This is a genomic window from Nostoc sp. (assembly GCF_036917515.1).
Classification (GTDB): domain Bacteria; phylum Cyanobacteriota; class Cyanobacteriia; order Cyanobacteriales; family Nostocaceae; genus Nostoc.
Map to the genome: position 1 here is coordinate 1 of NZ_JBALDE010000113.1, position 24,940 is coordinate 24,940.

Below are 24,940 nucleotides of genomic sequence, written 5' to 3' on the forward strand. Positions count from 1 at the left end.
TAAAGGCGGCATTGGGAGTTCCTGCCAATCCGCCAAATCCAGGCGATCGCAATCAACGCCCACCCAGACCTGATTTGAAAGCCGCAGCAGCAAAGTTAGGAGTTACAGAAGCACAATTAAAGGCGGCATTGGGAGTTCCTGCCAATCCGCCAAATCCAGGCGATCGCAATCAACGCCCACCCAGACCTGATTTAAAAGCGGCAGCAGTAAAGTTAGGAGTTACAGAAGCACAGTTAAAGGCGGCATTGGGAGTTCCTGCCAATCCGCCAAATCCAGGCGATCGCAATCAACGCCCACCCAGACCTGATTTGAAAGCCGCAGCAGCAAAGCTGGGTGTCACTGAACAACAGTTGATCGATGCATTAGGTGTTCCACCTCATCCTCCTGGCAATGGCGGAGCCTTTCCCCAAGAAAATCGTCCTAATCAACCACCACAATAGCTGAATATTATCTAGGACTTACGCATTAACAAAAAGTTAATCCTGTAGTAAGAACAGCATTTTATTAATTCGTAGCGAATTAAAGAAAAGCAATGCTTTGCAATGCCAATGCATCCCAATACAATGTTAATGCGTCGCTCTGCAATGCCATTGCATCCCGATACAATGTTAATGCGTCCCTCTGCAATGACAATGCGTGCCCCCGCAATGTCATTGCATCCCAATACAATGTTAATGCGTCGGCTGCATTGTTAATGCATCCCTCTGTATTAAAAACGCTACGCTTTTAAGCAAAATTGTACTAAGTCTTTACTTTTTATTAACAGGCTGTAGTACATTGTGCTAACTGAGGGTTTCAGTTTCATCAACGACAAATAGTCTACCCGCCTGACAAATAGCTTCAGGTTTGTGAGTTTGCAGGAACCTTAACACTCCAATGCCCAGGAATAGCCAAATTAAGACGACAACTGGTGCTAAGTAAAGCGGTGCTGGTGGAGGGGGATAAAGAGTGCCAACTATAACACCAGTAATCGCGATTATTGAGAGCCAAGGTAGCAGAACATAACGCAACCAACCAAAGCGAATCGTAGAGTTTTGCTCCAACCTCGCGCGGCGGTTTGTCGAGAAATATCGAAAACACGCCAAACTAGTCAATCCATAGATCGCTAGAGCAGCAAGCGTTAAAACTGTACCCAGAAAGGCAAACGCCTGAATCGGTGTCCACAGCATTCCCAACCCCAGCCCCACCGCAGAACTACCACACAATGCGAGAATGGCATTTGTCGGTGTGTGATAGGTAGGATGAATATGCATCAACCAACGCGGAAATAATTCTTCTCGACTTATGGCATAGACAATCCGAGCAGCAGCGTTGAGAAAGGCAACGGCACAGGCATATCCAGCCATAATTCCGGCAAAATCAATCAATAAGGCAAATCCATTCCCCCAAACGTGACGCGCAATCGTATCGAAGGGGGCAGCATCTTGGGCAAAGGCTGCCATATTATGAATGCCATATCCCACCGTTGCCACATATGACATCAGCACATAGAACACGCCGACTAAGACTAAAGTGATCGTCGTCGCTTTTGGAATTGACTGGCGGGGGTTTTGAATTTCTTCACCCAACGTGGTTGCAGATTCAAACCCGACGAAACTGAGGATGGACAAAATGACACCGTTAACCAGGTTGCTCTGCTGTGGTAATCCTGTCAGCGTGAAGGGTACGAACGTCAGTTGTCCGGTTTTACCAGCTTGGATGAACACGATGAGCGCGAGCAACAGACAAACGCCAAGTTCAAACATCAATAGCGTCAGATCCAATTGCAGCGAGAAGCGAATGCCACGATAACACACTGCCCCGACGATCAAAGCGAACAAGCAATACCATAATGTCCAGCTTAGGTGTACGCCAAACCAGTGCAGCAACAAATCTTGAAAATTCGCACTCATTACTAGAAAGACAAAGGCAATAGCTACACCAAAGGAAATTAAACTCAACCAGCCAGCGAGAAAGCCCCAGCGCACTCCTAATCCTTGAGTCACAAAGGTATACAATGAGCCACTTGTGGGAAACTCGGCTGCAAGTATGCTGATTTGATGAGCAACCAGCAGAGCCACCCCAAAACCAATGATGTAGCACAACGGCATTGCAGCACCGACAAGTCCCGCTTGGGGAATGGTATTAAAAAAAATGGCACCCACCGGAGACATCGCAGCGACTGCCATGACGATCGCATGGCGCAATTGCAGCGTATTGCGTTGCAGCTTCGGGGATTTGTTTGAAGAATTTGTCGCAGGTGTCATATCCAAGAGTGGTTTATTTGCTGATACCGCTTATCATCCATGAATGGAAAAATGAGCGCAACTTATTCTCCAATTCCTGTGAGTAGACGACACTTATCTCAAATACGCATTATTTTATCGCTCTGTGAATGCATAAGTCCGAATATAGTGTGAGATTAATTTGATTTTTTCTTTCACCAGAACTACTACAATTACTATTGATGCTAGATAATGGGAAGGCTTTGACATTTTCTTGCCACTCTAGCCCCGGAAACAATAACTAAGACTTATGCGAACTCACTATTGCGGCGAACTCCGAAAAGAACATATTGGAGAAACTGTTACCTTTTACGGATGGATAGACCGTCGCCGCGATCATGGTGGTGTAATATTTTTAGATTTACGCGATCGCTCTGGAACTGTCCAAATCGTCAGCGATCCGCAACGCACACCCGATTCTTACGAATATGCGAACGCTCTGCGAAATGAATATGTTGTCAAAATCACTGGTAGGGTAACACAACGTCCTGAAGAATCGTTGAATACCCGCATCCCCACAGGCGAGGTGGAAATTTACGCTGATAAAATTGAACTACTCAATGCTGTTCGCAAACAGTTACCTTTCCAAGTTTCTGTAGCTGACACCGAAACAGTACGGGAAGACTTACGGCTGAAATATCGTTATTTGGATTTGCGACGCGAACGCATGGCGCAAAATTTGCAACTGCGTCATCAAATTGTCAAAGCCATGCGTCGTTATCTAGAAGATTTGGAAAATTTTATCGAAGTCGAAACCCCAATTCTTACCCGTTCTACCCCAGAAGGAGCGCGGGATTACGTTCTACCCAGTCGCGTCAATCCTGGTGAGTGGTATGCTTTGCCGCAATCACCCCAACTATTTAAACAATTGCTGATGGTATCCGGTTTAGATAGATATTATCAGATTGCCCGTTGCTTTCGTGATGAAGATTTACGCGCCGACAGACAACCAGAATTCACGCAGTTGGATATGGAAATGAGCTTCATGTCTCAAGAAGAAATTATCGAACTAAACGAGAATTTAGTTTGCCATATCTATAAAACAGTTAAAGGCATTGAGTTACAGCGCCCTTTCCCCCGTCTGACTTATGCTGAAGGGATGGAACGCTACGGTAGTGATAAACCAGATACACGCTATGGTTTGGAATTAGTTGATGTTTCAGATATCGTCAAAGACTCTAGTTTCAAAGTCTTTCGGGACACTGTTACCAATGGTGGTATCGTCAAAATCCTCCCCATTCCCAACGGAAACGATATATCTAATGTCCGCATTAAACCAGGTGGCGACTTATTTAAAGAAGCCAGCGAAGCCGGTGCTAAAGGTTTAGCTTTTATCCGTGTCAGGGATGATGGCGAAATTGATACTATTGGCGCGATTAAAGATAACTTAAGCGAAGAACAAAAACAAGAAATTTTGTGTCGTACAGGTGCAAAAGCTGGACATTTGCTATTGTTTGGGGCTGGTGATGCTGCTACAGTTAATAAAACTTTAGATAGATTACGACAAGCGATCGCTAGGGAATTTGGCTTAATCGATCCAGAAAAAATCAACTTGCTGTGGATTACAGATTTCCCAATGTTCGAGTGGAATGCTGACGAAAAGCGCCTAGAAGCACTACACCACCCGTTTACAGCACCACATCCTAATGATTTGAGCGACTTAAAGACTGCACGCGCTCAAGCTTACGACTTGGTACTCAACGGCGTAGAAGTTGGCGGCGGAAGTCTGCGGATTTATCAGCGAGAAATTCAACAGCAAGTGTTTGAAGCGATCGGTTTATCTCCTGAAGAAGCACAAAGTAAATTTGGCTTTCTCTTAGAAGCATTTGAATATGGTACACCGCCGCATGGTGGTATCGCCTACGGTTTAGATCGTTTGGTAATGTTGCTAGCTGGAGAAGAATCCATTCGGGATGTCATTGCTTTTCCAAAGACACAACAAGCACGTTGTTTGTTAACAGATGCGCCTTCGAGTGTAGATGCTAAACAGTTGAAAGAATTACATGTTGCTTCGACTTATAAACCAAAGTCTTAGAGGATGTTTGAAAAGTTATGAGGATTCAGGAGGCAGGAAGAATCCATGTTTAAAAACATGGGATTGTAGCAAGGAGGCTTTGTATCGAGCAGAAACTGCCGCTTGATACAATTCTTTTTTTGATTGAGCAATGACCCAGAACTAAAGTTTTTACTTCTGCCCCCTGCCTTTATTTGTTAAATTTTATGCTACTGAAGTGAAAAATGCCTTTTTCCAATTACTTATAAATCCTGATGAAACACCCAATATCGATTGGATAGCAATTCAAAAGAGGCAGAGGGGCGGGGTGCTGCTCTTGCAGAGGGGAAAACTCTTCTCCCTTACTCCCTGCTCCCTTGCTTCTTACCCAGTCCCCAATACCTACTAAGCTAATCGTCATTCATTTTTCCAGAATGATTCGCTCGTAGTAAGGGCTTCAGCCCTGCTTTTATGCAACTTAAATGCCGATTAGCTTATCTCAAAGATTACTTTCAATCAACTGGCGGTATTCACTCTTTTGCTTCACGCCTTTGACTTCCTTCACAAGTTCTTTATTTTTGAACAATTGAACCGTTGGCGTTCCTGTCACACCAGCATTTTCAGCAATATCTCGGTCTTTGTCGATGTCAATTTCTACAAAGTGAATTTTGCTGTCAAATTCATCCACCACTTTATTTAAAATTGGCTTCAGGGTATGACAAGGGCCGCAACCAGGAGAGACGTATTTAACAAGGAGTAAGCGATCGCTTTCATGGAACAATTTCCGTAAAGCATAACCTCCCTGATGACGTGTCCCATCCAAATTAAATCCAGCTTCTTCCTCGGCTTCAGTCTTTTTGGCTGGCTGATGTTCTAATTCATTATCTTTTGTTTCAGGCAGTTGATGGAATTCTTGAATCAAGCCAGTGGATGATAACCAACGTTCTGCCAACATCGCCGCCATACACCCAGTACCCGCAGCCGTAATTGCTTGCCGAAACTCATGATCTTGTACGTCACCAGCAGCAAAAACGCCTTCTACACTGGTTTCTACAGAACCGTGCTTAGTGACAACGTAACCTATCTCATCCAGTTCTAACTGACCTTTAAATAAAGAGGTATTGGGACTGTGACCAACCGCGTAAAATAAACCTTTAGCGTGCAGTTGGCTCTCTTCACCAGTTTTGGTATTGCGGACTTTCACCCCTTCCATGTGACCATTACCGTAGATATCCACGGCTTCTGTGTTCCAATGGACTTGGATTTTTGGGTTACTCAAAACGCGGTCTTGCATGGCTTTAGAAGCCCGCATTTTATCGGTGCGTACCAACATATTTACCTTAGAACCGTATTTGGTGAGGTAAATAGACTCTTCCGCCGCCGAGTCGCCAGCACCAATTACAGCCAATTCTGCACCGTGAAAAATTGGTGTAGCACCATCGCAAATCGCACAAGCGGAGATACCTCGACTCCAAAATTCGTGTTCGTTGGGTAAACCCAAACGCTTTGCTGTCGCACCAGTAGCAATAACGATGCTGTTGGTTTTTATTTCCCTTTCTTGCGATCGCACTGTAAAGGGACGCTGACTCAAGTCAACTGATATAACATCTTCAGTATATAGTTCAGCTCCCCAGCGCTCCGCCTGCGCCTTCATCTGATCCATAAGTTCCGGTCCGGTAATTCCTTTAGGAAATCCTGGAAAATTCTCAACTTCCGTCGTTGTCATTAGTTGTCCACCAGGTAATCCCCCGGCTTGGAAACCTTCAAAGACAACGGGTTTCAGGTTAGCGCGTCCGGCATAGATGGCAGATGTGTACCCTGCTGGCCCAGAACCGATAATTACTAAGTTTTCTACAGTTGGGTTAGTCATGAAAATATATGAACTCATAACGACTACGTTTAATATAACATAACAAACTGTGATTGGCTATGCCAGATGGTAAGCGATCGCAAAATGCCTACACTACTTACTATGCGCTTAAGACTGTTCTTGCTTTCTGATAATTTCAACATCTAGTTCTAGCAATTCTGCTATTTATTGAATGCTCATACTTCTGTCAGTAAGTTTTGAGACTAATTTCAATTTTGTCTCTACTTCTGTTTTTGCCAAAATACTCTCGTACAATCGGGTATTTCGGAATTCATCTAAATCAAGCATGGTTTCAATTTCCTCTAAAGGGTTAGGGTACGTATGATAGATATAAAAGCGTTATTTAGTGTCTTATGTCCTTTGCAATTACAGACTTAGAGCAGCTACAAACCGAGCATCCAGAATGGCAGATGGAGCTGGTAGAGGGAAAAATTATAGTTATGGGCCCATCAGATTACGAGTCAGAGGAAATTGGCGCTCGTCTCATTACCTTCTTGAATAACTGGGTCATGTCGCGCAGACTAGGACGTATAACTGGTTCTAGCGCGGGCTTTATCATACCGAGTATAGAAGATGGCGACTTGGAAAAAAGAAATTTGCGTGCCCCTGACGTGTCTTTTGTTAAAGCTGAACGACTGAAGAAAACCAAGCGCGACTTTGTAGAATTAGTTCCAGACCTAATGGTTGAAATTAAATCTAAAAGCGACAGAATTAAACCACTTGAAGAGAAGATTCAGCTATTTTTGCAACTTGGGTCTGTAGTCGGTATACTGATTGACCCTGACAAATTGACAGTAACAGTTTACCGATTAAACCAAGCTCCAGTGATATTGCAAAATGGAGACACACTTATATTGCCGGATTTGCTATCAGGTTGGGAACTGGCGATATCAGAACTATGGCCACCTGAGTTTGAATAAAAAACTCTCACGAACGAAATTGAGAATCTAGCCCTTGGCCTACACCAGGGACTTTTGGATGCAAGGATTCTGGATTGTGTAACCGGATTTCGCCAAACTTTTTTCTGAAGGTGATAGGAAAGCGATCGCAGTTGGGTAAGTTACATCTAGAACACCCAAGCAACCCCTACCCCTGGGAAAACACTTATGAAAACCGAATTAAAAGCCAAATTTCTCCAACACATCCTCGACAAAAAGAAAGGAGATGAGGGTTTTACACTTATTGAATTACTAGTAGTAATTATCATCATCGGTATTTTATCTGCGATCGCTCTGCCTTCTTTCTTGAACCAAGCTAACAAAGCCAAGCAGTCAGAAGCTAAAACTTATACAGGTTCAATGAACCGTGGACAGCAAGCTTTTTACTTGGAACAAAATAAATTTGCAGGTCAAACTGACTTTGGTAATTTAGGTCTTGGTATTGCTACACAAACATCAAATTACAAGTACACAATTTCTGGTGGTGGTACTACTAACGCTAGTCAAGTAACGAACCAAGCAGCAACAGTACTTGCAAACGCGCCTCTCAAAACTTATATGGGTAATGTGGGTGTAACAAAGCAAGCTTCTACCAGTGAAGCTACCACCATAGCTATTTTATGTGAAAGTACAAAAGCTAGAGTTAACGGTGGTATAAATCCACCTGCCTATAACACTGCCAACAATTTCAACAGCACTACTGGTTCACCCTCCTGCTCCGCCAACTTCATCAGCCTATCTAAATAGAGAAGTAAGTTGATAGACCAAATATTACCCATTTACACCATTTGACATAAAAGTTAGTTTGTCACGACAGCTTTTATTAAGCTAAATTACGTATTTTCCCAAGTGGATAGAAGGATCTATCCACTTTATTTCAGTTTTGTGATTTATTCACAATTATATTGCCTATACCTCTTTTTATAAGAATTAAAATGATTATTGATATATATAATTGGCAAGTTCAGGCTAAAGAATACTTCATTGAAGAGAACTATTTGCAAGCAGCAAAATTATACGAGCAAGCAATAGCGATAGAACCAAATAATATCTCCTACTATTGGCATTTAGGACTACTAATGCTATTACAAGGGCAAGAAGCACAAGCTCAAATGACTTGGATGCTACCAATGACAGAGGCAGATGAAGAACAATTGCCAATTTGGACAAATGAACTATTTCAATTTTTGCAGATAGAAGCTGAAAGACGCGAAATACTGGCAGAATATTCTCTAGCTTGGTTAATTCGCCAGCATATGCGGGAAATTAATCCTAGTTATATAAACAATTTGCTTCAAATCCTTATACTTTCTATCAAGTTAGAAAATTTTGAGCAACTCGATGATTTGAATGAGTGGGGATTAATTGAAAGCCTAAAAATTAAAAAAGATATAGAAATAAATACTGAATTATTAATCCAAGTTGTAAAAGAATTTTTAAATACTATTCCCTTACATCCAATTAATCTAATTTTAATAGAAGCTAGTCTCGCTTATTTCTCTAATACTCATCAATGTTTCTGTATACTGCTTCCTGCTGCTATGCGAATTGGTCATACTTTTCGGCAGCCTTTACTAGCAGCATCTCTGCTAGAATTACATTTACAATTGGAGCCAGATAATGTAGAAATTTTGCGGCACTTAGCAACTTTTTATCAAGATGCTCGTAATTATTCTCAGGGTATAGAGACAGCTAGGTTGTGCTATTCTTTATCAGAAAGCTTGGCTGATAAAATTTTTGCCCTCCATCTGCTGTTAAGGGGTTTAATGTCAGCAGGAGGATATTGGCAAGAGATATGTACAAGTTGCCAAGAATTAGAAACTATATATAAACAGTTTATTAAAGCTCAACGAATTCCTTTAGAAGAAGGAAGAATATTACGGTTGCTTACGCCATCTTTTGCAATACCTCATATTAAAGATACTCCTGCTGATTTTCGAGCTATTCATAATAAGGTAGCTGATATTTTTCAGGATTATATTCAACCTTTTTCCCAATTTCAAGAAAAAAACTATATTCGTAAAGTTATTAGTAATCAGTCTTTAATACAGTATCCGAAGAAATTAAAAATTGGTTATATATCTTACGCTTTAAGAAATCATTCTGTTGGTTGGCTAGCTCGCTGGTTATTTCAGCATCATGAGCAAGAAAAATTTGATATTCATACTTATTTTATTAACTACACATTAGTAAACGACTATCTCCAAGAGTGGTATCTAAGTCAAGCAGGTAATGCTCATAAGTTAGGAATTAATAGTTTAGAAATTGCTGAACAGATATATCAAGATGAAATTGATATTTTAATTGATCTTGATAGCATCACTCTAGATATTACCAGTGAAGTGATGGCACTAAAGCCAGCCCCAATTCAAGTTACTTGGTTAGGCTGGGATGCATCAGGTATACCGGCAATTGATTATTTTATCGCAGATCCTTATGTACTGCCAGATGATGCCCAAAATTACTATACAGAGAAAATTTGGCGATTACCTCAAACTTACATAGCAGTGGATGGTTTTGAAATTGGTGTACCAACTCTCCGCCGCGACGACTTGGATATTCCTATGGATGCTATTGTATATCTCAGTGCCCAAAGAGGATATAAACGCCATCCAGAAACAACAAAATGGCAAATGCAAATTATCAAACAAGTACCTAACAGTTACTTTTTGATTAAAGGACTTTCTGAAGAAGAAACAATTAAACGCTTCTTTTATCAAATTGCCGAAGAAGAAGGTGTAGATTGTTCTCGGTTACGATTTTTACCACAAGTTCATTCAGAGTCAGTTCATCGTGCTAATTTAGGCATTGCTGATATTGTATTAGATACATTTCCCTACAACGGAGCAACAACAACCTTAGAAACATTGTGGATGGGTATCCCTTTAGTGACACGAGTTGGTGAACAGTTTGCAGCACGTAACAGCTACACTATGATGATGAATGCAGGAATCACAGAAGGTATTGCCTGGAATGATGAAGAGTATATAGAATGGGGTGTGCGCTTGGGGAAAGATGAGGCTTTACGCCAGCAAGTCGCTCTGAAGCTAAAAGCATCGCGGCAAACAGCACCGTTGTGGAATGGTAAACAGTTTACCCGTGAGATGGAAAAGGCTTACGAGCAGATGTGGCAAAGGTATTTGCAAGAACAATCAGGTTAGAAAATCTTTCATAAACGATAAAAAGCCTGGTTTTCCAGGCTTTTTATGTGAAATGCTAAGGTATTATTCAGTATGACGATACTTGACTACAGCTAGACAGGTGTTATCTCTAATTTGGATATGATTAAGCTATCTACATCGCAGGATGGAAGATTTTCTGCTTTTGCTTGTGCGATCGCCTGTTGATTATCTGTTGCTAAACCAATTCGAGCATGAATTCTAGGCAAAAGAGTTTTCCATTGTGTATCACTCATCTTCGCTAGCAGAGAAATTTCTGGCCCCTCAGTTATATCTACATTATCTTCCATGAGCAAATTCATCGTCAAAGACGATAAAAGCATATCGGCTTCCTCCTCAGAAATATTGTGAGTATCAATCAGGAGAGTTATGCAACTTTTATCTGGGTGATTAGTGAGAGTAGAAATGACACCTGCTAAATCATGATATAGTAGGTCTTCTGGCTGTAACCAGTCTGGGAAAATAATTAGGTTAATATCTTTTAAATTGAGTTGCTCTTTGAGAGCGATCGCCTGTTGTTTGTAGAATAGTTCTTCAAACACTTTTCCTATCTGACTAGAATAATAATTACTATCCAGAAACGTAGGATTTTGCTGCATTTTTTGCTGAATTTGCTTTCCTACTTGCTGGCATAACTCATGGTTAGTTCCGAGAGCAATAGCTAACTTAATGTAAGCCTCTTCGCTATTTGTAATTAAATCAGGTATTTGAAGTTCTCGTAAAAGTGATGCTCCCTTCCGAGAACGGGAAGTTTCTGTTTCCATGACCACCGTTGGTAAACCAACTTCCAAAGGATCTATCAACGAAGTCATACCAGAGTATGGGTAGGAGTCTAAATATATATCACTTAGTTTCAAACGCTCTTTGACATCAGCACGATTTGGTGCACAGTCAAGAAGAATCAATCTATCCTGACTCACACCATGTTGAGCAAATGTGGCAGCTATACGCCTTTGGAAAGCAACTGATGGATAGGAAGATGACCAGTTTGGATTAAACGGATAAAGTAAGAGTACAGAATTAGGTACATTAGCAATTATTTTCGCCCATGCTGCTTCTTGTTCTGGAATTATTTTGTAAAAATTCGCTCCAGATATATACACAACAGCATTTGTGTTAATGCCTAAAATTTCTTTATTAATACTAATTGTTGGGAGGATTTGTTTTTCAGTTGCAAAATCAAAACATTGGGGAGGACTATCTAATGTAATTAGTTTTTCCGTATAATTTTGTTGGGCATTCTCTTCAATTTCAGAAAGTTTACTCGAAATATAGTAATCTATATGAGGCATACCAGTTGTTACAGGGGAATTAGCGTCAACCATCTGTATTCGTGCTAGCCGATACAAGGAAAGCAAGGTGATTTGATGGGTAACTGCGGTGATATTTGTAGAAATGAACAAAATATCTAAATCTGCTTCTCGAATAGTTTGTACTTGACTCTCTAAGGTTATTGGAAGTTTAATAAAAGCATCTGCATGGCCAGCACAACATCTTTCTAAACGATGGTTACTTGTATTTAAGGTGAAGAGAATTACCTCAAACAAATCTCTATTTAAATGCTTATATACTGGCAAAGCAGCAAAAGTTTCTGTCTGTGGTGCAAAATGACTAGCAAGAATTCCTACTCTAATTTTTGTTCGTTCAGCCAAGCGTTCTGAGAAATTGTATTCAAGACTTTCATTAAATTGCTGTAAATATAATTTCATAATATCTGCACGTTTAGTGTAGATATTTTTTAAGTTTTCTTTATTAAAGTATAAAGGTATAAAGTTTGCTGTATGTGTAAAATAGTCTGCAATATCTTGCCACAATTGAGACTGAAAATTAACAAAAATATTTTTATGGAGATAATTAATCCAACCCTCCATATATTGAAAGTAACTATCAGCTTCTCCTATCTCCTGAAAATAAAAAGGAGGCTTGAAAGTAAATTCCAGATAATCATTAAGTAACCAGCTAGGAATTCGAGTCAGATCATAAGTTTGGGGTAACTCATGAGGACGGCAGTAAAGCATTGCTACTAAGAGATACTGAATAGCATTTTCTTGATCAAATCCCTTAGCAACTGTTGTTAATACATGAGTTACAAAGTCATTTTCATTCTCTGTTATTGATTCATTCTGAATACCACTATTTAGTAATGCTTGATAGACCTTGCCAAATTTACTCAAGTATAGTTTTTCAAGTAGATTTTTTTCTTTATCCAGCAACGATTTAATAATTTGCTTTCTCAAGAAATTTAGTTTTTTGAATACAGATAATTCTAACTCTTCTTTTTGATATTTTTCTATAAAGCTATATAGGTTAATGCTTAAGTAATAATTATCTATAAACTCTTGGATCTCTAATTCTTGCACTAACCCATTGAATTCATCTGTTTTGTCAAGTATTCGTTGCCAATTTGCAATCGCCTGTTTATTTTCGCACTCTACAATAATCCTTGCGTTGATACAAGGTAGTAAAGTTGCCCATTGATTATCGGCTATTTTTCCTAGAAAAGAAATTTCTAATTTTTCATTAAAATCTAAATCTTCTTGCATCAGTAAATTCATAGTCACATCAGATAAAAAAATAGCTGCATCATCACTGTTAATATCAGTTGTATCAATAATTAATGTAATTTTTTGAGCATCTGAATGATTGGCTAATATTTTAATTATCTTTTCTAGATCTAAGCTTATTAATTTTTCTGATTGTGACCAATCTGGAAAAATAATTAAATTAATGTCCCTAAGATTTAGATATAAAATACTAGCCTGAATTAGGCTATTACTTACAATATTCGCCATTCTAGACCAAGAAAACTTTTTTGCTTGCTCCAAACCCGCAGTACTCAATAATTTACGAATACTAGGTTTTTGTACATCCAAAAGTGCATTTGCTAATCCATCTATATCATTATCATTCACATAAATTACCGCTTCTCCTGCTACTTCTGGTATTGAAGCATTAGGACAAGTGATTACAGGACAACCACAAGCCATTGCCTCTACTATAGGCAAACCAAAACCTTCATATTTAGAAGGATAAACTAGTGCTACTGCACCAGAATAAGCAGTGGCTAATTCATTATCACTAAGTTCGAGAATATGAACAGTACTACCTAATGTATAGCCTCTAAATATAGGTGCTAATGTGCCCCTATTTCCTGTACAAACAATATCAAATCCAGAACTACTGGCAAGCTGATCAAAAGCCTGAAAGAACAAGATACTATTTTTATGATTAGTATCAATACCTACTAGCATAAAGTATGGTTTTGTAATACCGTACTTAATTTTAAAAGTGTTAATTTTTTCAGGATTTGCTGATGAAAAAGTGCTTTCAACTCCACAATGAGCTACAGTGACTGACTCTATGGGTATCTCTGGAAAACACCTTACCAAGTCACCCGCTGTATGTTCAGAAATTGCTATGTATTGCGATGTGTATTCGATACCTTGATGTTTCTCTCGCCACATAGGATTACTCATATCCCATCCCATAACTTCTGGAATCATGTCATAAGCTATGAAAACAGAAGGTGTTGTAGTGGGTGTTGTGTAGTAAGAGGAGATAAATACCTCTGCACCCTCTTCATCACACACTTGCTGTAGCATTGCCCGGTCAGCATCAGTGTTGTAGTAGTCATAGTAAGGTACAGTCCGATACCTAATACCGGAAATTTTTGGTGCAGTTCCAGCCCGGTCAAGCATAATAATATGCTTGGCAAAGCCATTATTGACCCATTCTTCTAATAAAGATTTCCATACACGTGCAATACCACTTTGGTGGATCTGAAAAAATACTCCATCAACGACAATTTGTGGGTAAACACGGACACGAAAAATTAAATTAAAATAATTCTTAATTAAATCTAAATCTCTATTTTTATTAAACTTTAAATTCCCGTCTAAATCATTAGTATATTGATAATCAATAAACCGTAAGCCGTCCTTTGTAAATAAAATATTCCAAGGGCGGATATCAGCTACGTTATCTATTTGCTGAAGTCTATCAAATTCAGTTTCAATTTGATTAATGCAAGTTTCATAACTAGGCATCAAAATTTGTCCAATTGGAGCCAAATCAGAAAGAAGGACACCCGGAATTGTTTGAATAGATTGAGCGATATGAGCTTTATGAATTATTAATCCTTCTTCAGTTGTCTTCAAAGTATAATTACGAGGTTGCAAAGGATAGCCTATATAAGGAAATATAGATTCTCTTTGATAATTAGGGGAATATGCATAATAAAATGAACGTTTTAAATTAGCATCACAATGGGTTGTTGCTTCATAAGGCATTTTAAGAAAAATAGGTTTAACCTGACTGATTTTTTCTAAAGTCAATTGTTTTTTCAACACATCCTTACCACACACTTTTGACTCATCAGGGTGAGGAAGCTCAATAATAAAAGATTTAGAAATTTTATTTAATTCTGTTAAAAAAATTTCTGCATCTGGAATATGATGTAAAATCGATAATAAAAGCGTAACATCAAAATAAACACAAGCTTGAGTAGCTTTATATAGCCATTCAGTAGTGACTTCAGAATGAACTAATATTACATTATTGACACCTTCTAGTTGAATTAATTCCTGTTGTAAACGTGCATAAGAGTATTCTCTCTCAATACTCACAAAGACATTTTCAGGAAATAATTTAGCAAGATTAATAGTAAAAAATCCTACATTAGAACCAATATCTAAAATAGTCTGTTTTGGTTTTATATAATTTTTGATTACTTCTAATCTTTCAAAATCGTTTGCTCTGACTCCTTCTCTGATTAATTGTCCATGTAAACAAATAGATTGGTAAACTTCAGGTAAATTATCTATTAATTTTTCTAAATTTGTTAATTTTTCTTTATTACTAAGCATAATTTATTCTTGTGATTTTTCTGATTAAATTACTCGATCAAACAAAAGCGTTTATGATAATTATCAATTTTTAAGTAATTGATACCATTGATCCATAAATATTTCAAAATGTGAGTGAATTTTAAATGGATGTTCTAAAACTTGCCAAAATAAAATATATCGATCAATCAATTGAACAATAAGTTCCCCAGAAGATTTAATATTAGTATTAACAATTGAGTCATAATTTTGCTTATGTTTATGAAATTTAATAAAATCATGAAAAGAAGCATCAGAAGCAAAGACTTCGTTAAGTTTTTCTAATGACATAAATAGAACATCTTTAGAAATTAGATTAGATTGAGATTTAAGTTGATTGGAATTGGTATTAAAACGACCTGTCTCTATACTGGTTCCAAAGGGTAGAAATTCTAGACTTACTGAAGATTGATCAGTCACTAATACATCCACAAAGGAAAATAAACTACAAATATTTAAGTTTCTAGGTGCAACAATAATGTTTGGAAGATTATTAGCCAAAGCTGTCTCTTCCATTTCTTGAACAGAGCGAAGACAACTTTCATACATTGCTTCTAACCCTTTTGGATAAGCTTGACCTGGATTCACATAAATATGATTTTTAATTATCAAGTTACAGGGTAAATTTTTAAATAAAGGTAGAAGTTGTTCCCATTCTCTTGTGTGTCCCCAAGTTGGTGCATATAAAAGGGTATGTTTATAGGGTAAGTTAGATAATTTTTGAGCTAATTCGCTATATTTTTCTGGAAGTAACATTTTGTCATATTTTGGCCAGCCTCCCTGTAAAATTAATCTTGTAGATTTTTGAAAGGGCTGTGCGTAACTTGAGCCTAATATTTTTTGAGCATGATGAAAATGAAAATCTCCCGGAACGAAGATAATATTAAAATCTTTTAACCGTTGTTTTTCAATTTCATAAGCATCTATATCTCCTAAATCGTGGTGTAAGTAAAATAAATATTGATAACTATCAGCAGATTTTTTAATATTAGGATGATGCTGAGTATGATCTAGTAAAATAGCTGCTTTAGCATCTGTTGGTTGTTGGTTGGGACCAATCAACCAACGACAGTCAAAGTGTTGGCTCATAGCTTCAAAAACAGACAGTCCTGCTTGTGCTTGTAAATCATGGTAAGCAATAAAATCAACTCGAATTGGCTGACTAACAAAACAAAATTTAGCCGTAGATGAAACTCTTTGTAAAAGATTAGTTGTCGAAATGCTTTTCGTATAAGGAACTAGCTTCAGACGACCTTGCTTATGAATTTCTCCATACCATTTTTCTATATTTTGTTCATCTATATCATCTCCATGACAAACATAGTCAATATTTAAACCATTCAAATATTCTAAAGTAACATTTAAGGGAGCATTAGGAATAACTTCATCTACATAGCGACAACTCTCAACGACGGCAATTCTTTCAGCCATACTCATTATTGGTTGGCGTTTATATCCAGCAACAGTTTCATCAGAGTGGATACCTACCAACAACTCATGGCCTAAACATTTTGCTTGTTTTAAAAATTTTACATGACCTGCATGGAATAAATCAGCTACCATGTCAACATAAATTCTGATTGGTTTAGTATCATCCATAAAATAGTTAATAGTAAAAAATAATTTTATAACTGTACGATTGAATTATGTTTAATTAAGACATTAAATCGATCTGGATTATAAAAGCCTTTACTAATTTCCGCCATAGGAAAATTTTGTGGCTTAAATAAAATATGTTCCGAACGATGAGAGCGAATCGTTAAATCACCTATAAATATAGATGTTTTGGAGACTCTCTTCATTTCCTCAATTACAGTTTGAGCATATTCTAAGTTAGGAAAATAGTGAAATACGCTATAAGAAAAGGCTTTATCAAATGAATTGTCTTTAAAAATTAAATTGTTGCCTGAACCATGAATAACTGAATTATTAAGTAATTTAATATGTTTCTTCACTAAAGATTGAGAATAATCAACTCCCACATAGTCACAATTTAAATATTGAGCCAACATACCTGCACCACAACCAACTTCTAAAATTTTATTTGTAGGTTTTATCTCTAAAATTTTAGTTATTTGATTTGCAACCATTTTAGGGTCGATTGTTGTCTCTTCATATCCATTTAATTCTTTTAAATCTACTGTGTCTAAATGTCTTTTTCTTTCCCAGACATCATGCCAATTCAAAGACATAATTTTATCATTTATATAAAATTTAATTTGTTTTGCAATTTATATAAAATTTAATTTGTTTTGCAATTTTTTTTTCAAAGCTTTTACCATCTGCTCACCATAAACTCTATTAAATCAAAGCTTTTCTAAATGTCGGTATCAAACTTGACAGCAGAAAAAGGAACACCTTTATATAAACCAAACACTAAATTTTGTATGGCTTCAATAAAACTTTTAGCAGGTATCATTAAAAACCTCCTGCTATGAGCATATCTTGAATTTCATCTACATCTAACCAATTACCTCTTATATAAATCACATGAATCACATAGCCAAGATTAACCAATTCATTGATTAGTTTTGGCATTCTTCCTTGTTCTTGAACTTCATCTTCAATTAATAAAGTCTTGAGAGTATCGCAGAGAATATCTTGAAAATTACTGGAAATTTTTAACAGCCCTGTCCATATTCCACAAATTTCCTCTAATGAAAAATGACTATTAATTTGTTTTAAATATACATCTGTGTAAAATGCTTCTTGGCAATTAGGTAATGAACATTTGACATAATCTGGTCTAACAGAATTTAAATGAGCTTTAGTATCAGCGTCAACAACAATTACGAAATCATGTTCACTATCTAATAAAAGTTGTAATACATATTTTTTGAATAGCACGTCTCCATAACCAATAATTAAATCTTGTTTTTTTGCAGATATTCCTTGTAACCCTAAATAGAGAGACATAAGTTCTCCGGTAGAGTCATAATTATCGTTATCAACATAATTTAGATTCTGCAAATTGATAGTTTCTTTTTTATACCCACATACTACGGTAATATCTTTGATGCTTATTGTGCGGTAATTATCAACAACTTGAGAAAGTAAAGGTTTACCCCTTAACTCAAGCATACACTTAGGTTTATCTGCGGTAAGTTTCCCAAATTCAATGCCTCTTGATGCGGCTAAAAGCAAAGCTGTAATACCTTTTTTGTTTTGGGGCAAATAACGCTTCTCCGCTTCTTGTAGTTCCAATGCTCCTTGTAATCTAAAAACTTCTGTAACTGGAATAATTTCTTCTTCAATATTTAATAAATTCTCTTCAATAAAAATTCTTTTTGCAGCTTGCTGCATTGCTGTTATGGCTGCTCGACAAATTTGATTAGCCCAGATGATAATTGAAAATTGATAATCTCGAAAAACTTGAGTAGGAGTTGTGTAATATTTAGTTGGAACAATAACAACAGGCGAGCGATCGCCCCACTCTTGCTTAAAAGCTAAAATCTCATCAGCGACTCTTAAAGAACTATGAACTAAAATGCCATCAGCCCCAGCTTCATAATAAGCATCAGCTCGTTTGAGAGCTTCTGATAAACCCCAACCTGCAATAAAAGCTTCAATTCTGGCAATCACGACAAAATCTTCATCAGACTGAGCATCTTTAGCCGCTTTAATTTTTCCGCAGAATTCTCCTATATCTGCTAAGGGTTGAGTTGTACCATTTATAAAACTATTAGTTTTTGGAAAGACTTTATCTTCTATACAAACCCCAGCAATTCCTCGTTGTTCTAATTTTTTTACTAAACGACGAACATTATTAAAATTACCATAACCTGTATCTCCATCTAATAGAATTGGAAGCGAAGTAGCATCACACATAAATTCAAGTACTTCAAGCACTTGTGTCCAACTTGCTTCATTATTATCTCTAACTCCCATTGTTGAGGATATAGAAAGTCCACTAGCCCAAATTCCTTTAAATCCTGCTTCTTCTACAATTTTAGCACTTAAGCCATTATGAGCTTCCATTAAAAAATCAAGCGATTGTGAGTTTAATAGTTGTCTCAATTGCTTTGTTTTTCTCATCATATCGAACTAATAATCTCCAATAGTTATTTATATATCTGTGTGCTCTTTTTGTATAATGTTTATTACCTCTAGTTTTTAGTAAGAGTTTTCAAAATAACATCTACAAACTTTATCAATTAAAGTTAATTATTAACTACTTACTATTAGAGAAATACTCCTGAAAAAAGAAATCTTTCAGAGATGTTTGCTTGCCCCAGAGTTGATCAACAAAACAAATTACTTTCATCAATAACTTTGTTTGGTTTAACCTAGTAATGAAGATTTTGGTTAGATTGTCTAATTAGATAATATTAATTAAGGTTTTGAGATTATTTATCTAGCGATCGCTATTTCCCTGTTGCTTTTTAATCTGCTCTAATACAACTTTGTAATCTTGCCGATCGGGGTGCAACTTCACTAGCTTCTCTAAAGGTTCCATTGCACCCTTAGCATCTTTCAATTGCAACCGCAGCACAGATAGTTTCTCTAAAGCAAGTTGGTTTTCTGGTTCCCGTTGTAAAACCAACTCGTAGCCCCGCGCCTGTTGCTGCAATCCTGACTCAGGAGAAGCAGACGCAATTGCTGGCTTAGGTTGGTTAGCCTGTTGGATTGCTGGAATGACTGCAAATAACGTAGAACCAAAAAACGAGAACATCGAAACTATGGTGACAATCTTTTGTCGTCGCTGAATCTGCTTTTTGCGGGTAATTAGGTATTCTTCGTCTAAACCAGTCATGCCTTACATACTTGCTGCGGTAAATACTTAGGTATCAGCAAGCCTCCGTTCTGAGGATACCCATCTGCTCAACAGAAACTAACATCCTCGCTAAAAATTTTTTACACAAACTTCAAATGCTGACTTTGAAGATGAGGGAACTTTATGCTAAACCCATGCTGTACCGACAATTTTGCCATGCGATCACTCCTATACCTCAAAGTAAAACCCTATCTTGCGCCCTAACAGGTCTTATTCCCTGAGCAAAACATTAAAATTATATAAAGATTTGCGATTAATTTGCCTAATTCCAGATGTTTGCGATATGTTAATAACATTTAAATCAACACAAAGAGTAGATATTTCTACTCAATTACAAATTTCCCTGTCAGTCAAAAACTTTCAAACTAGCCCGTGTCATATACGTTCTTCAACAAGCAAGCATATTTTTCCTGATTCAAACAGAATTTTCCCAGTCGTCCTCTATCACACTACTTAGTGGAACTTCCCTAAGGACTAATTATTCTGCTCGGTGTCCATAATATATATCTTACAAAAGATAGTGTTGCACCCTTGCGAAAAAAAGGTAGAGGTAAAGAGGAAAACAATAGGGGCAAAGTTAAAGGAAAAAAAGGAAACAGAAACATCCCTTACCCCCTTCAATCGCTTAACCCTTCTCCTTAAACTTTTGTCTGGCTTTTGCAAAAAGTTTAAGGACTGCTTGGTAAAATTCAGGTTTTCTGGTGGTAATTACCGTACAAAACCGAATTTGTCAGTAACTTAGTAGAGTTTGTTATGGTATAGTTAGAAAGTTAAGACTAGCTTTACCAAATTACACCACTCTACGGGCCGGCAACAATTGCAGAATGGGAAGCAGTTTTAATTAAGTATTTACCTACAAAATCAGAATTCAATCGAGGTTATGACTCAGCAAGTGATTCACCCAATGGTGAAATTGCAGCGCAATGTGCAATCACTCATAGAATCGAATATTATCAAGCCAAGCGATAGCATCTGGAAAATCGCTTTGCTTTACGGTAATGAATGGCAGCACTGGAAACAGGAACTGCTTGACTTTGGCTTTAGTATGCAAGACCCAGTTAGTGAATTACTAGCTGTAGAAACTTGGGATGAAGACTAAAAATTGGGTATGGGGCATGGAACATTGGTCAATAACTAATAGTTATTATTCCCATTTTTCTTCTACTCTATTATTACCCAACTATTACCCAACTTCCCACTCTCTAAACTTTGCAGGCAGCTAAAGCCGCAGCTAATTCCTTTGCATTTTGATAGCGCTCGCGTGGCAATGGTTCTGTAACGCGATCAATCGCCTCCCTTAATTGGGAACTAATGGTGGGAACTTTTGCCACATCAAACCTGAAGTTTCGCCCTCGTTGGCGGTAATACTTGAAAGGATTTTCGCCTGTGAGCAGAAAAATCAGCGTTGGCCCAATTGCATACAAATCAGATTGAGTTAAAGGTTGTCCCCGTTCTTGTTCAGGAGCGCAGTAACCTTCTGCACCAATTCGAGTACCGGGCGCTGTACCAATTTCCTTAACTGCGCCAAAATCTAGTACCACTATGCGATTTCCTGAACTTCGCACCATTAAATTGGCGGGTTTAATATCGCGGTGAATCAGTGGAGGCTCTTGGCTATGAAGATAGTCTAAAATATCGCAGGTTTGGATCATCCAAGCGATCGCTTGGTTTGGTGTCACTGGACCAGTAGTATAGACACGTTTCTCCAAATCTTGTCCGTGGATTAATTCCATTGCCAAGTATTTTTTTCCGCCTTCTACAAAGAAGTCATAATACTTGGGAATTCCAGGATGGTTAAGGGATTTGAGAGTGTGTGCCTCTCGCTCAAATAATTCTTGAGCTTTGACAATTTTCACCATATCAGCATTCATTTGCTTCAATACCAGCAGTTGTGGCATACCCGCAATCACACCAGCCTCATCCCAAGCGAGATAAGTAGTACCCATACCTCCTTGTCCGAGAGTTCGCAACACCTGATAATGGCGAATTTTCTGTTGGACTGAGAGAGGTTGACCGCAGTGGATACAAAACAGATTTTTTGGAGAGTTGCCTTCGTGCGTGCAAGTGGAAGATGAATTTGCCAGATTTTTGGCTGAGTAAAGCGTCTCGGCGGCGTTTTCTTCTGTCCCTTGTATTTGTTGCTGCGATCGCAAACCAGTTTCCAGTACTGTTACCTCCTGAATTTGGAATTGCAGTATTGGGCCTCCCTGTGCTAATTGCAAAAGGGAATTATCTGGTAACGGACTCTGAAGTACAAGGATACCGTTGAGAAAAGTCCCATTTGTACCCTGACTAATCAGCTGCCAAGTATAACCATTGCTAGCGTCACTGACTTGTCTAAGTTCTAAATGATGCCGCGAAACTAAACTATCATTTAAAACAACGTGATTATCTGCCGCTCGACCAATCCGAATTATCGAGGAGTTTTCAAAGCACCACTGCTGAAGGGGAGTTTTCTGTTGCGGTTCTAACAGGGTCAGACTAACCACAATACAACCTACAAGGTAAATGGATTAGGGATTGGGCATTGGGCATTGGGGATTGGGCATTGGGGATTGGGCATTGGGCATTAAACTTATCGGTAAATTAGGTTTTAACCCTTGATTTATAAGGCTTTGAGGTTAATTCGCGGATCTGTCTATTGGGAATTAGTGATTGTTCTTTCTTCTTATTACCTATGCACCATGTCCAATGCCCCATGCCCCATTTATTTTTAACTTTCTAGATTTGGGCGTACTTTTGCCCGAATAAGTATACCAGTAATATTGTCGTGACCATTGTGTTGATTTGCCAAATCAATTAATTCTGTAACGCCTCGTTCTAAGTTAGCACCAGAACTAAGTAAGGGTTCTAAGTGAGTCTGCCAATGGGTTTCTAGTAAATCATTATCTGATAGACCGTCCGATGCCAACAGCAGCAGAGTATCTTCATTGATGTCGAAAAAGCCGACGTCGGGATTAATCGAGTTTTCATCACGAGGCCCCAAAGCTTGGGTGAGTTGGTAGGCATCTGGACGGGCGTAAGCTATGCTTGCTTCCACTCCTCGGTTAATCTCCCGTTGCCCAACTTCGTGATCTACTGTGACTTGTTCTAGTCCCTGCTTGCGCGTCAGGCGATAGAGACGGCTATCTCCCACATGAGCAACTGCTGCTTGAGTATCTTGAATTAAAAGCATTACTAAAGTTGTACCCATGCGCCCAACTCCAGAACGGGCATCTTGTTGATTGAGCTTGTAAATCGCCTCATTAGCTAAATACACTGCCTCACGAATGCTATCTTCTGTTGGCAGGTGGTTGGCAATCCAGTGTTCTTGAAAGTATTGCCGTAGGGTGTTGACTGCTAACTCGCTGGCTATCTCGCCGCCAGCATGTCCACCCATACCATCACAAAGAATATACAAACCATGCCCTTCTAAGACTCGACTTTTGGGGAACTCCAGTTTATTAATTTTGGTTTCAATACCAAAGTTGTCTTCGTTATGATGACGTTGACGCCCCACATCTGTGCACCCTGCATCTTCTAAGCTACTTAACTGCATCGCCAGCACAACAGTTGCCATATCATCAGTTTTGCTAATGATATCTTCTAACTCATCTGATTGTGGAATAGTGGACACAACAGTATTTTTCTCCTTTATTGGGGGCAAAGTTGCGCTTCCTAGTGCCTCTAGTTCAACAGAGATTTCCTCCAAACGCGATCGCAATTGTGCGATCGTCTGAATCTTACCTAACTCTAAATCCCCCAACATCTGGACTACGGAGCCAAATTGAGTCCGTTGAGACTGTCTAAATAGTGCTTGCCAAACCCGTCCCAAAGCTTGGATAGTTAACGGCTCCTCTGGAATGGCAGATGCTTGGCTTTGAGCATCTTTTGGCGACTTTGTGGCAGGTTGAGAATTCGATGATTCCACATACAACCTTTGTAATGCCAACGTTTGGTCTTCATCCAATCGCAAATTCGACAAATCTAAAAGGCTTTGACGACAATTTACTTGTTCCAATACTGCCCAAAGTTGGGTCATTTCATAACACCAGTGTAAAATTTTTAACGAACTGGTTGTTTCTTCTTGCCACAGGTCGAGTAAATACTGCCAATCCGAGCGGTTTTCGATTATTAATACCTGTATATCACCTTCCTGCCATGCATCATGAATCGATGGTATCCTCCGCTCACCTTGGGATTGTAAAGCAATATAAAGTTTAGCAAGGCGGGGAATTTCATTCGCTTCCACTGGTGGCGTTAGCAAATCTGATTCCTGATTTGCTAGTATTGCCTCAATGGGTGATATTTGATACGGCTGGCAGTCTAGAACTCTCACACCTACATTAGTAATAATGGCAGTTTCCGTCTGGGCAAGTGGCGTATCTAACAATTGATAGCGCTCTTGGGAGTCTAAATAAGAACCTAATGTAATTTGAGAACTAGGTGATGTAGGAGATGAGGAGGGTATTGCTTGCTCATCTCCCTCACCTCTGACATCTCCTACATCCCCTTCTACTTTCAAAGCTTCCCCAGTCGTTTCTTTAGCAATAATTGCCCAAAACACTGTTCCACATTCCGTGTCACAGTTATGACAACGTAGTGCATTCACAGGTATATCATCGGTACTGCATTCAGGACAGACCTTGTGAGTCAGGGACGTGCCACAGTTTTGACAGAATTTGTTGCTATTGGGGTTTTCAAATTTACACTGAGGGCAAATCAGCATAGTGGAAGTTCCTTATTCCCGTTCGTTTCAAGGTGCTTCTAGCCACTAAGATCCAAGGTGCCACAATTTGGCTGTCCCTGACTACAGTAGATTGTAGTTGATCAATGAATTTTAGTGGCAGTATTAATTGTGACGCATATTAGATAAATATTTCATATATTGGTAGGCAATTCCTTATAAATGGGGAATGGGTAAGATAAGGGAGCAGGGGAGCTAAGGGGGACAAGGGGACAAGGTGATCCCTCTTTTGTTACTACGGGGAGAGTAGAATCAGGAAGAAAAACTGAAACAGTAAGTAACTCTGATGGTTAGGCAGCGCTCTTAAGCAGTA

At 38.4% G+C, this 24,940-nt stretch carries 14 protein-coding genes and 1 pseudogene; 6 read left to right on the plus strand and 9 right to left on the minus strand.

All coding sequences use genetic code 11. The features are described 5' to 3' along the window. A pseudogene (locus V7K89_RS14435) lies at positions 1-440 on the plus strand (hypothetical protein); the annotation flags it as partial. A 342-nt stretch (positions 441-782) separates the two neighbouring features. Here V7K89_RS14435 and V7K89_RS14440 read toward each other — a convergent pair. Then, positions 783-2,246: an APC family permease gene (locus tag V7K89_RS14440; RefSeq protein WP_335188150.1), complete on the minus strand. Its 1,464-nt coding sequence runs from the start codon at positions 2,244-2,246 to the stop codon at positions 783-785. A gap of 268 nt (positions 2,247-2,514) precedes the next feature. Between V7K89_RS14440 and aspS the strand changes: the two genes are divergently transcribed. Further along, positions 2,515-4,299 (plus strand): aspartate--tRNA ligase, encoded by a 1,785-nt coding sequence (gene aspS / locus V7K89_RS14445; RefSeq protein ID WP_335188152.1) that lies wholly within the window; start codon positions 2,515-2,517, stop codon positions 4,297-4,299. Positions 4,300-4,756: 457 nt separating this feature from the next. On the opposite strand, the gene trxB is transcribed toward aspS, so the two are convergent. Next, complete coding sequence (trxB, locus tag V7K89_RS14450; RefSeq protein WP_335188174.1) at positions 4,757-6,127, minus strand: thioredoxin-disulfide reductase; 1,371 nt, start codon at positions 6,125-6,127, stop codon at positions 4,757-4,759. A 353-nt stretch (positions 6,128-6,480) separates the two neighbouring features. On the opposite strand from trxB, the gene V7K89_RS14455 reads away from it, so the two are divergent. The 3 genes from V7K89_RS14455 to V7K89_RS14465 all read left to right on the plus strand — a co-directional run bounded on the left by V7K89_RS14455 (position 6,481) and on the right by V7K89_RS14465 (position 10,226). Continuing rightward, positions 6,481-7,047 carry a Uma2 family endonuclease gene (locus V7K89_RS14455; RefSeq protein WP_335188154.1) on the plus strand — a complete coding sequence of 189 codons (567 nt, stop codon included), beginning with the start codon at positions 6,481-6,483 and terminating at the stop codon, positions 7,045-7,047. A 186-nt stretch (positions 7,048-7,233) separates the two neighbouring features. Further along, positions 7,234-7,812 (plus strand): type IV pilin-like G/H family protein, encoded by a 579-nt coding sequence (locus V7K89_RS14460; protein WP_335188156.1) that lies wholly within the window; start codon positions 7,234-7,236, stop codon positions 7,810-7,812. 188 nt (positions 7,813-8,000) lie between these two features. After that, a complete protein-coding gene (locus V7K89_RS14465; protein ID WP_335188157.1) occupies positions 8,001-10,226 on the plus strand; it encodes an O-linked N-acetylglucosamine transferase, SPINDLY family protein in 2,226 nt (741 codons plus the stop codon). Positions 10,227-10,318: 92 nt separating this feature from the next. Here V7K89_RS14465 and V7K89_RS14470 read toward each other — a convergent pair whose 3' ends face one another. From V7K89_RS14470 to V7K89_RS14490, 5 genes are all read right to left on the minus strand, one after another. Next, the gene (locus V7K89_RS14470; protein ID WP_335188158.1) at positions 10,319-15,109 is read right to left on the minus strand and encodes an O-linked N-acetylglucosamine transferase family protein; all 4,791 of its coding nucleotides are present in this window, start codon (positions 15,107-15,109) and stop codon (positions 10,319-10,321) included. Positions 15,110-15,172: 63 nt separating this feature from the next. Beyond that, positions 15,173-16,726, minus strand: a complete 1,554-nt coding sequence (locus tag V7K89_RS14475; RefSeq protein WP_335188160.1) for an adenylyltransferase/cytidyltransferase family protein — start codon at positions 16,724-16,726, stop codon at positions 15,173-15,175. Between the two features lie 26 nt (positions 16,727-16,752). After that, positions 16,753-17,319 carry a class I SAM-dependent methyltransferase gene (locus V7K89_RS14480; RefSeq protein WP_335188162.1) on the minus strand — a complete coding sequence of 189 codons (567 nt, stop codon included), beginning with the start codon at positions 17,317-17,319 and terminating at the stop codon, positions 16,753-16,755. Between the two features lie 226 nt (positions 17,320-17,545). Further along, on the minus strand, positions 17,546-19,165 hold the full coding sequence (aepX, locus tag V7K89_RS14485; protein WP_335188164.1) for a phosphoenolpyruvate mutase: 1,620 nt from the start codon (positions 19,163-19,165) through the stop codon (positions 17,546-17,548). A gap of 316 nt (positions 19,166-19,481) precedes the next feature. Continuing rightward, the gene (locus V7K89_RS14490) at positions 19,482-19,880 is read right to left on the minus strand and encodes a tetratricopeptide repeat protein (RefSeq protein ID WP_335188166.1); all 399 of its coding nucleotides are present in this window, start codon (positions 19,878-19,880) and stop codon (positions 19,482-19,484) included. A gap of 901 nt (positions 19,881-20,781) precedes the next feature. Here V7K89_RS14490 and V7K89_RS14495 point away from each other — a divergent pair. Further along, on the plus strand, positions 20,782-21,000 hold the full coding sequence (locus V7K89_RS14495; RefSeq protein ID WP_335188168.1) for a DUF4327 family protein: 219 nt from the start codon (positions 20,782-20,784) through the stop codon (positions 20,998-21,000). Positions 21,001-21,103: 103 nt separating this feature from the next. On the opposite strand, the gene V7K89_RS14500 is transcribed toward V7K89_RS14495, so the two are convergent. Together V7K89_RS14500 and V7K89_RS14505 are read right to left on the minus strand one after the other, a co-directional pair. Continuing rightward, positions 21,104-22,390, minus strand: a complete 1,287-nt coding sequence (locus V7K89_RS14500; protein ID WP_335188170.1) for a protein kinase domain-containing protein — start codon at positions 22,388-22,390, stop codon at positions 21,104-21,106. A 224-nt stretch (positions 22,391-22,614) separates the two neighbouring features. Further along, positions 22,615-24,609 carry a serine/threonine phosphatase gene (locus V7K89_RS14505; RefSeq protein WP_335188172.1) on the minus strand — a complete coding sequence of 665 codons (1,995 nt, stop codon included), beginning with the start codon at positions 24,607-24,609 and terminating at the stop codon, positions 22,615-22,617. Between the last annotated feature and the right edge of the window lie 331 nt (positions 24,610-24,940).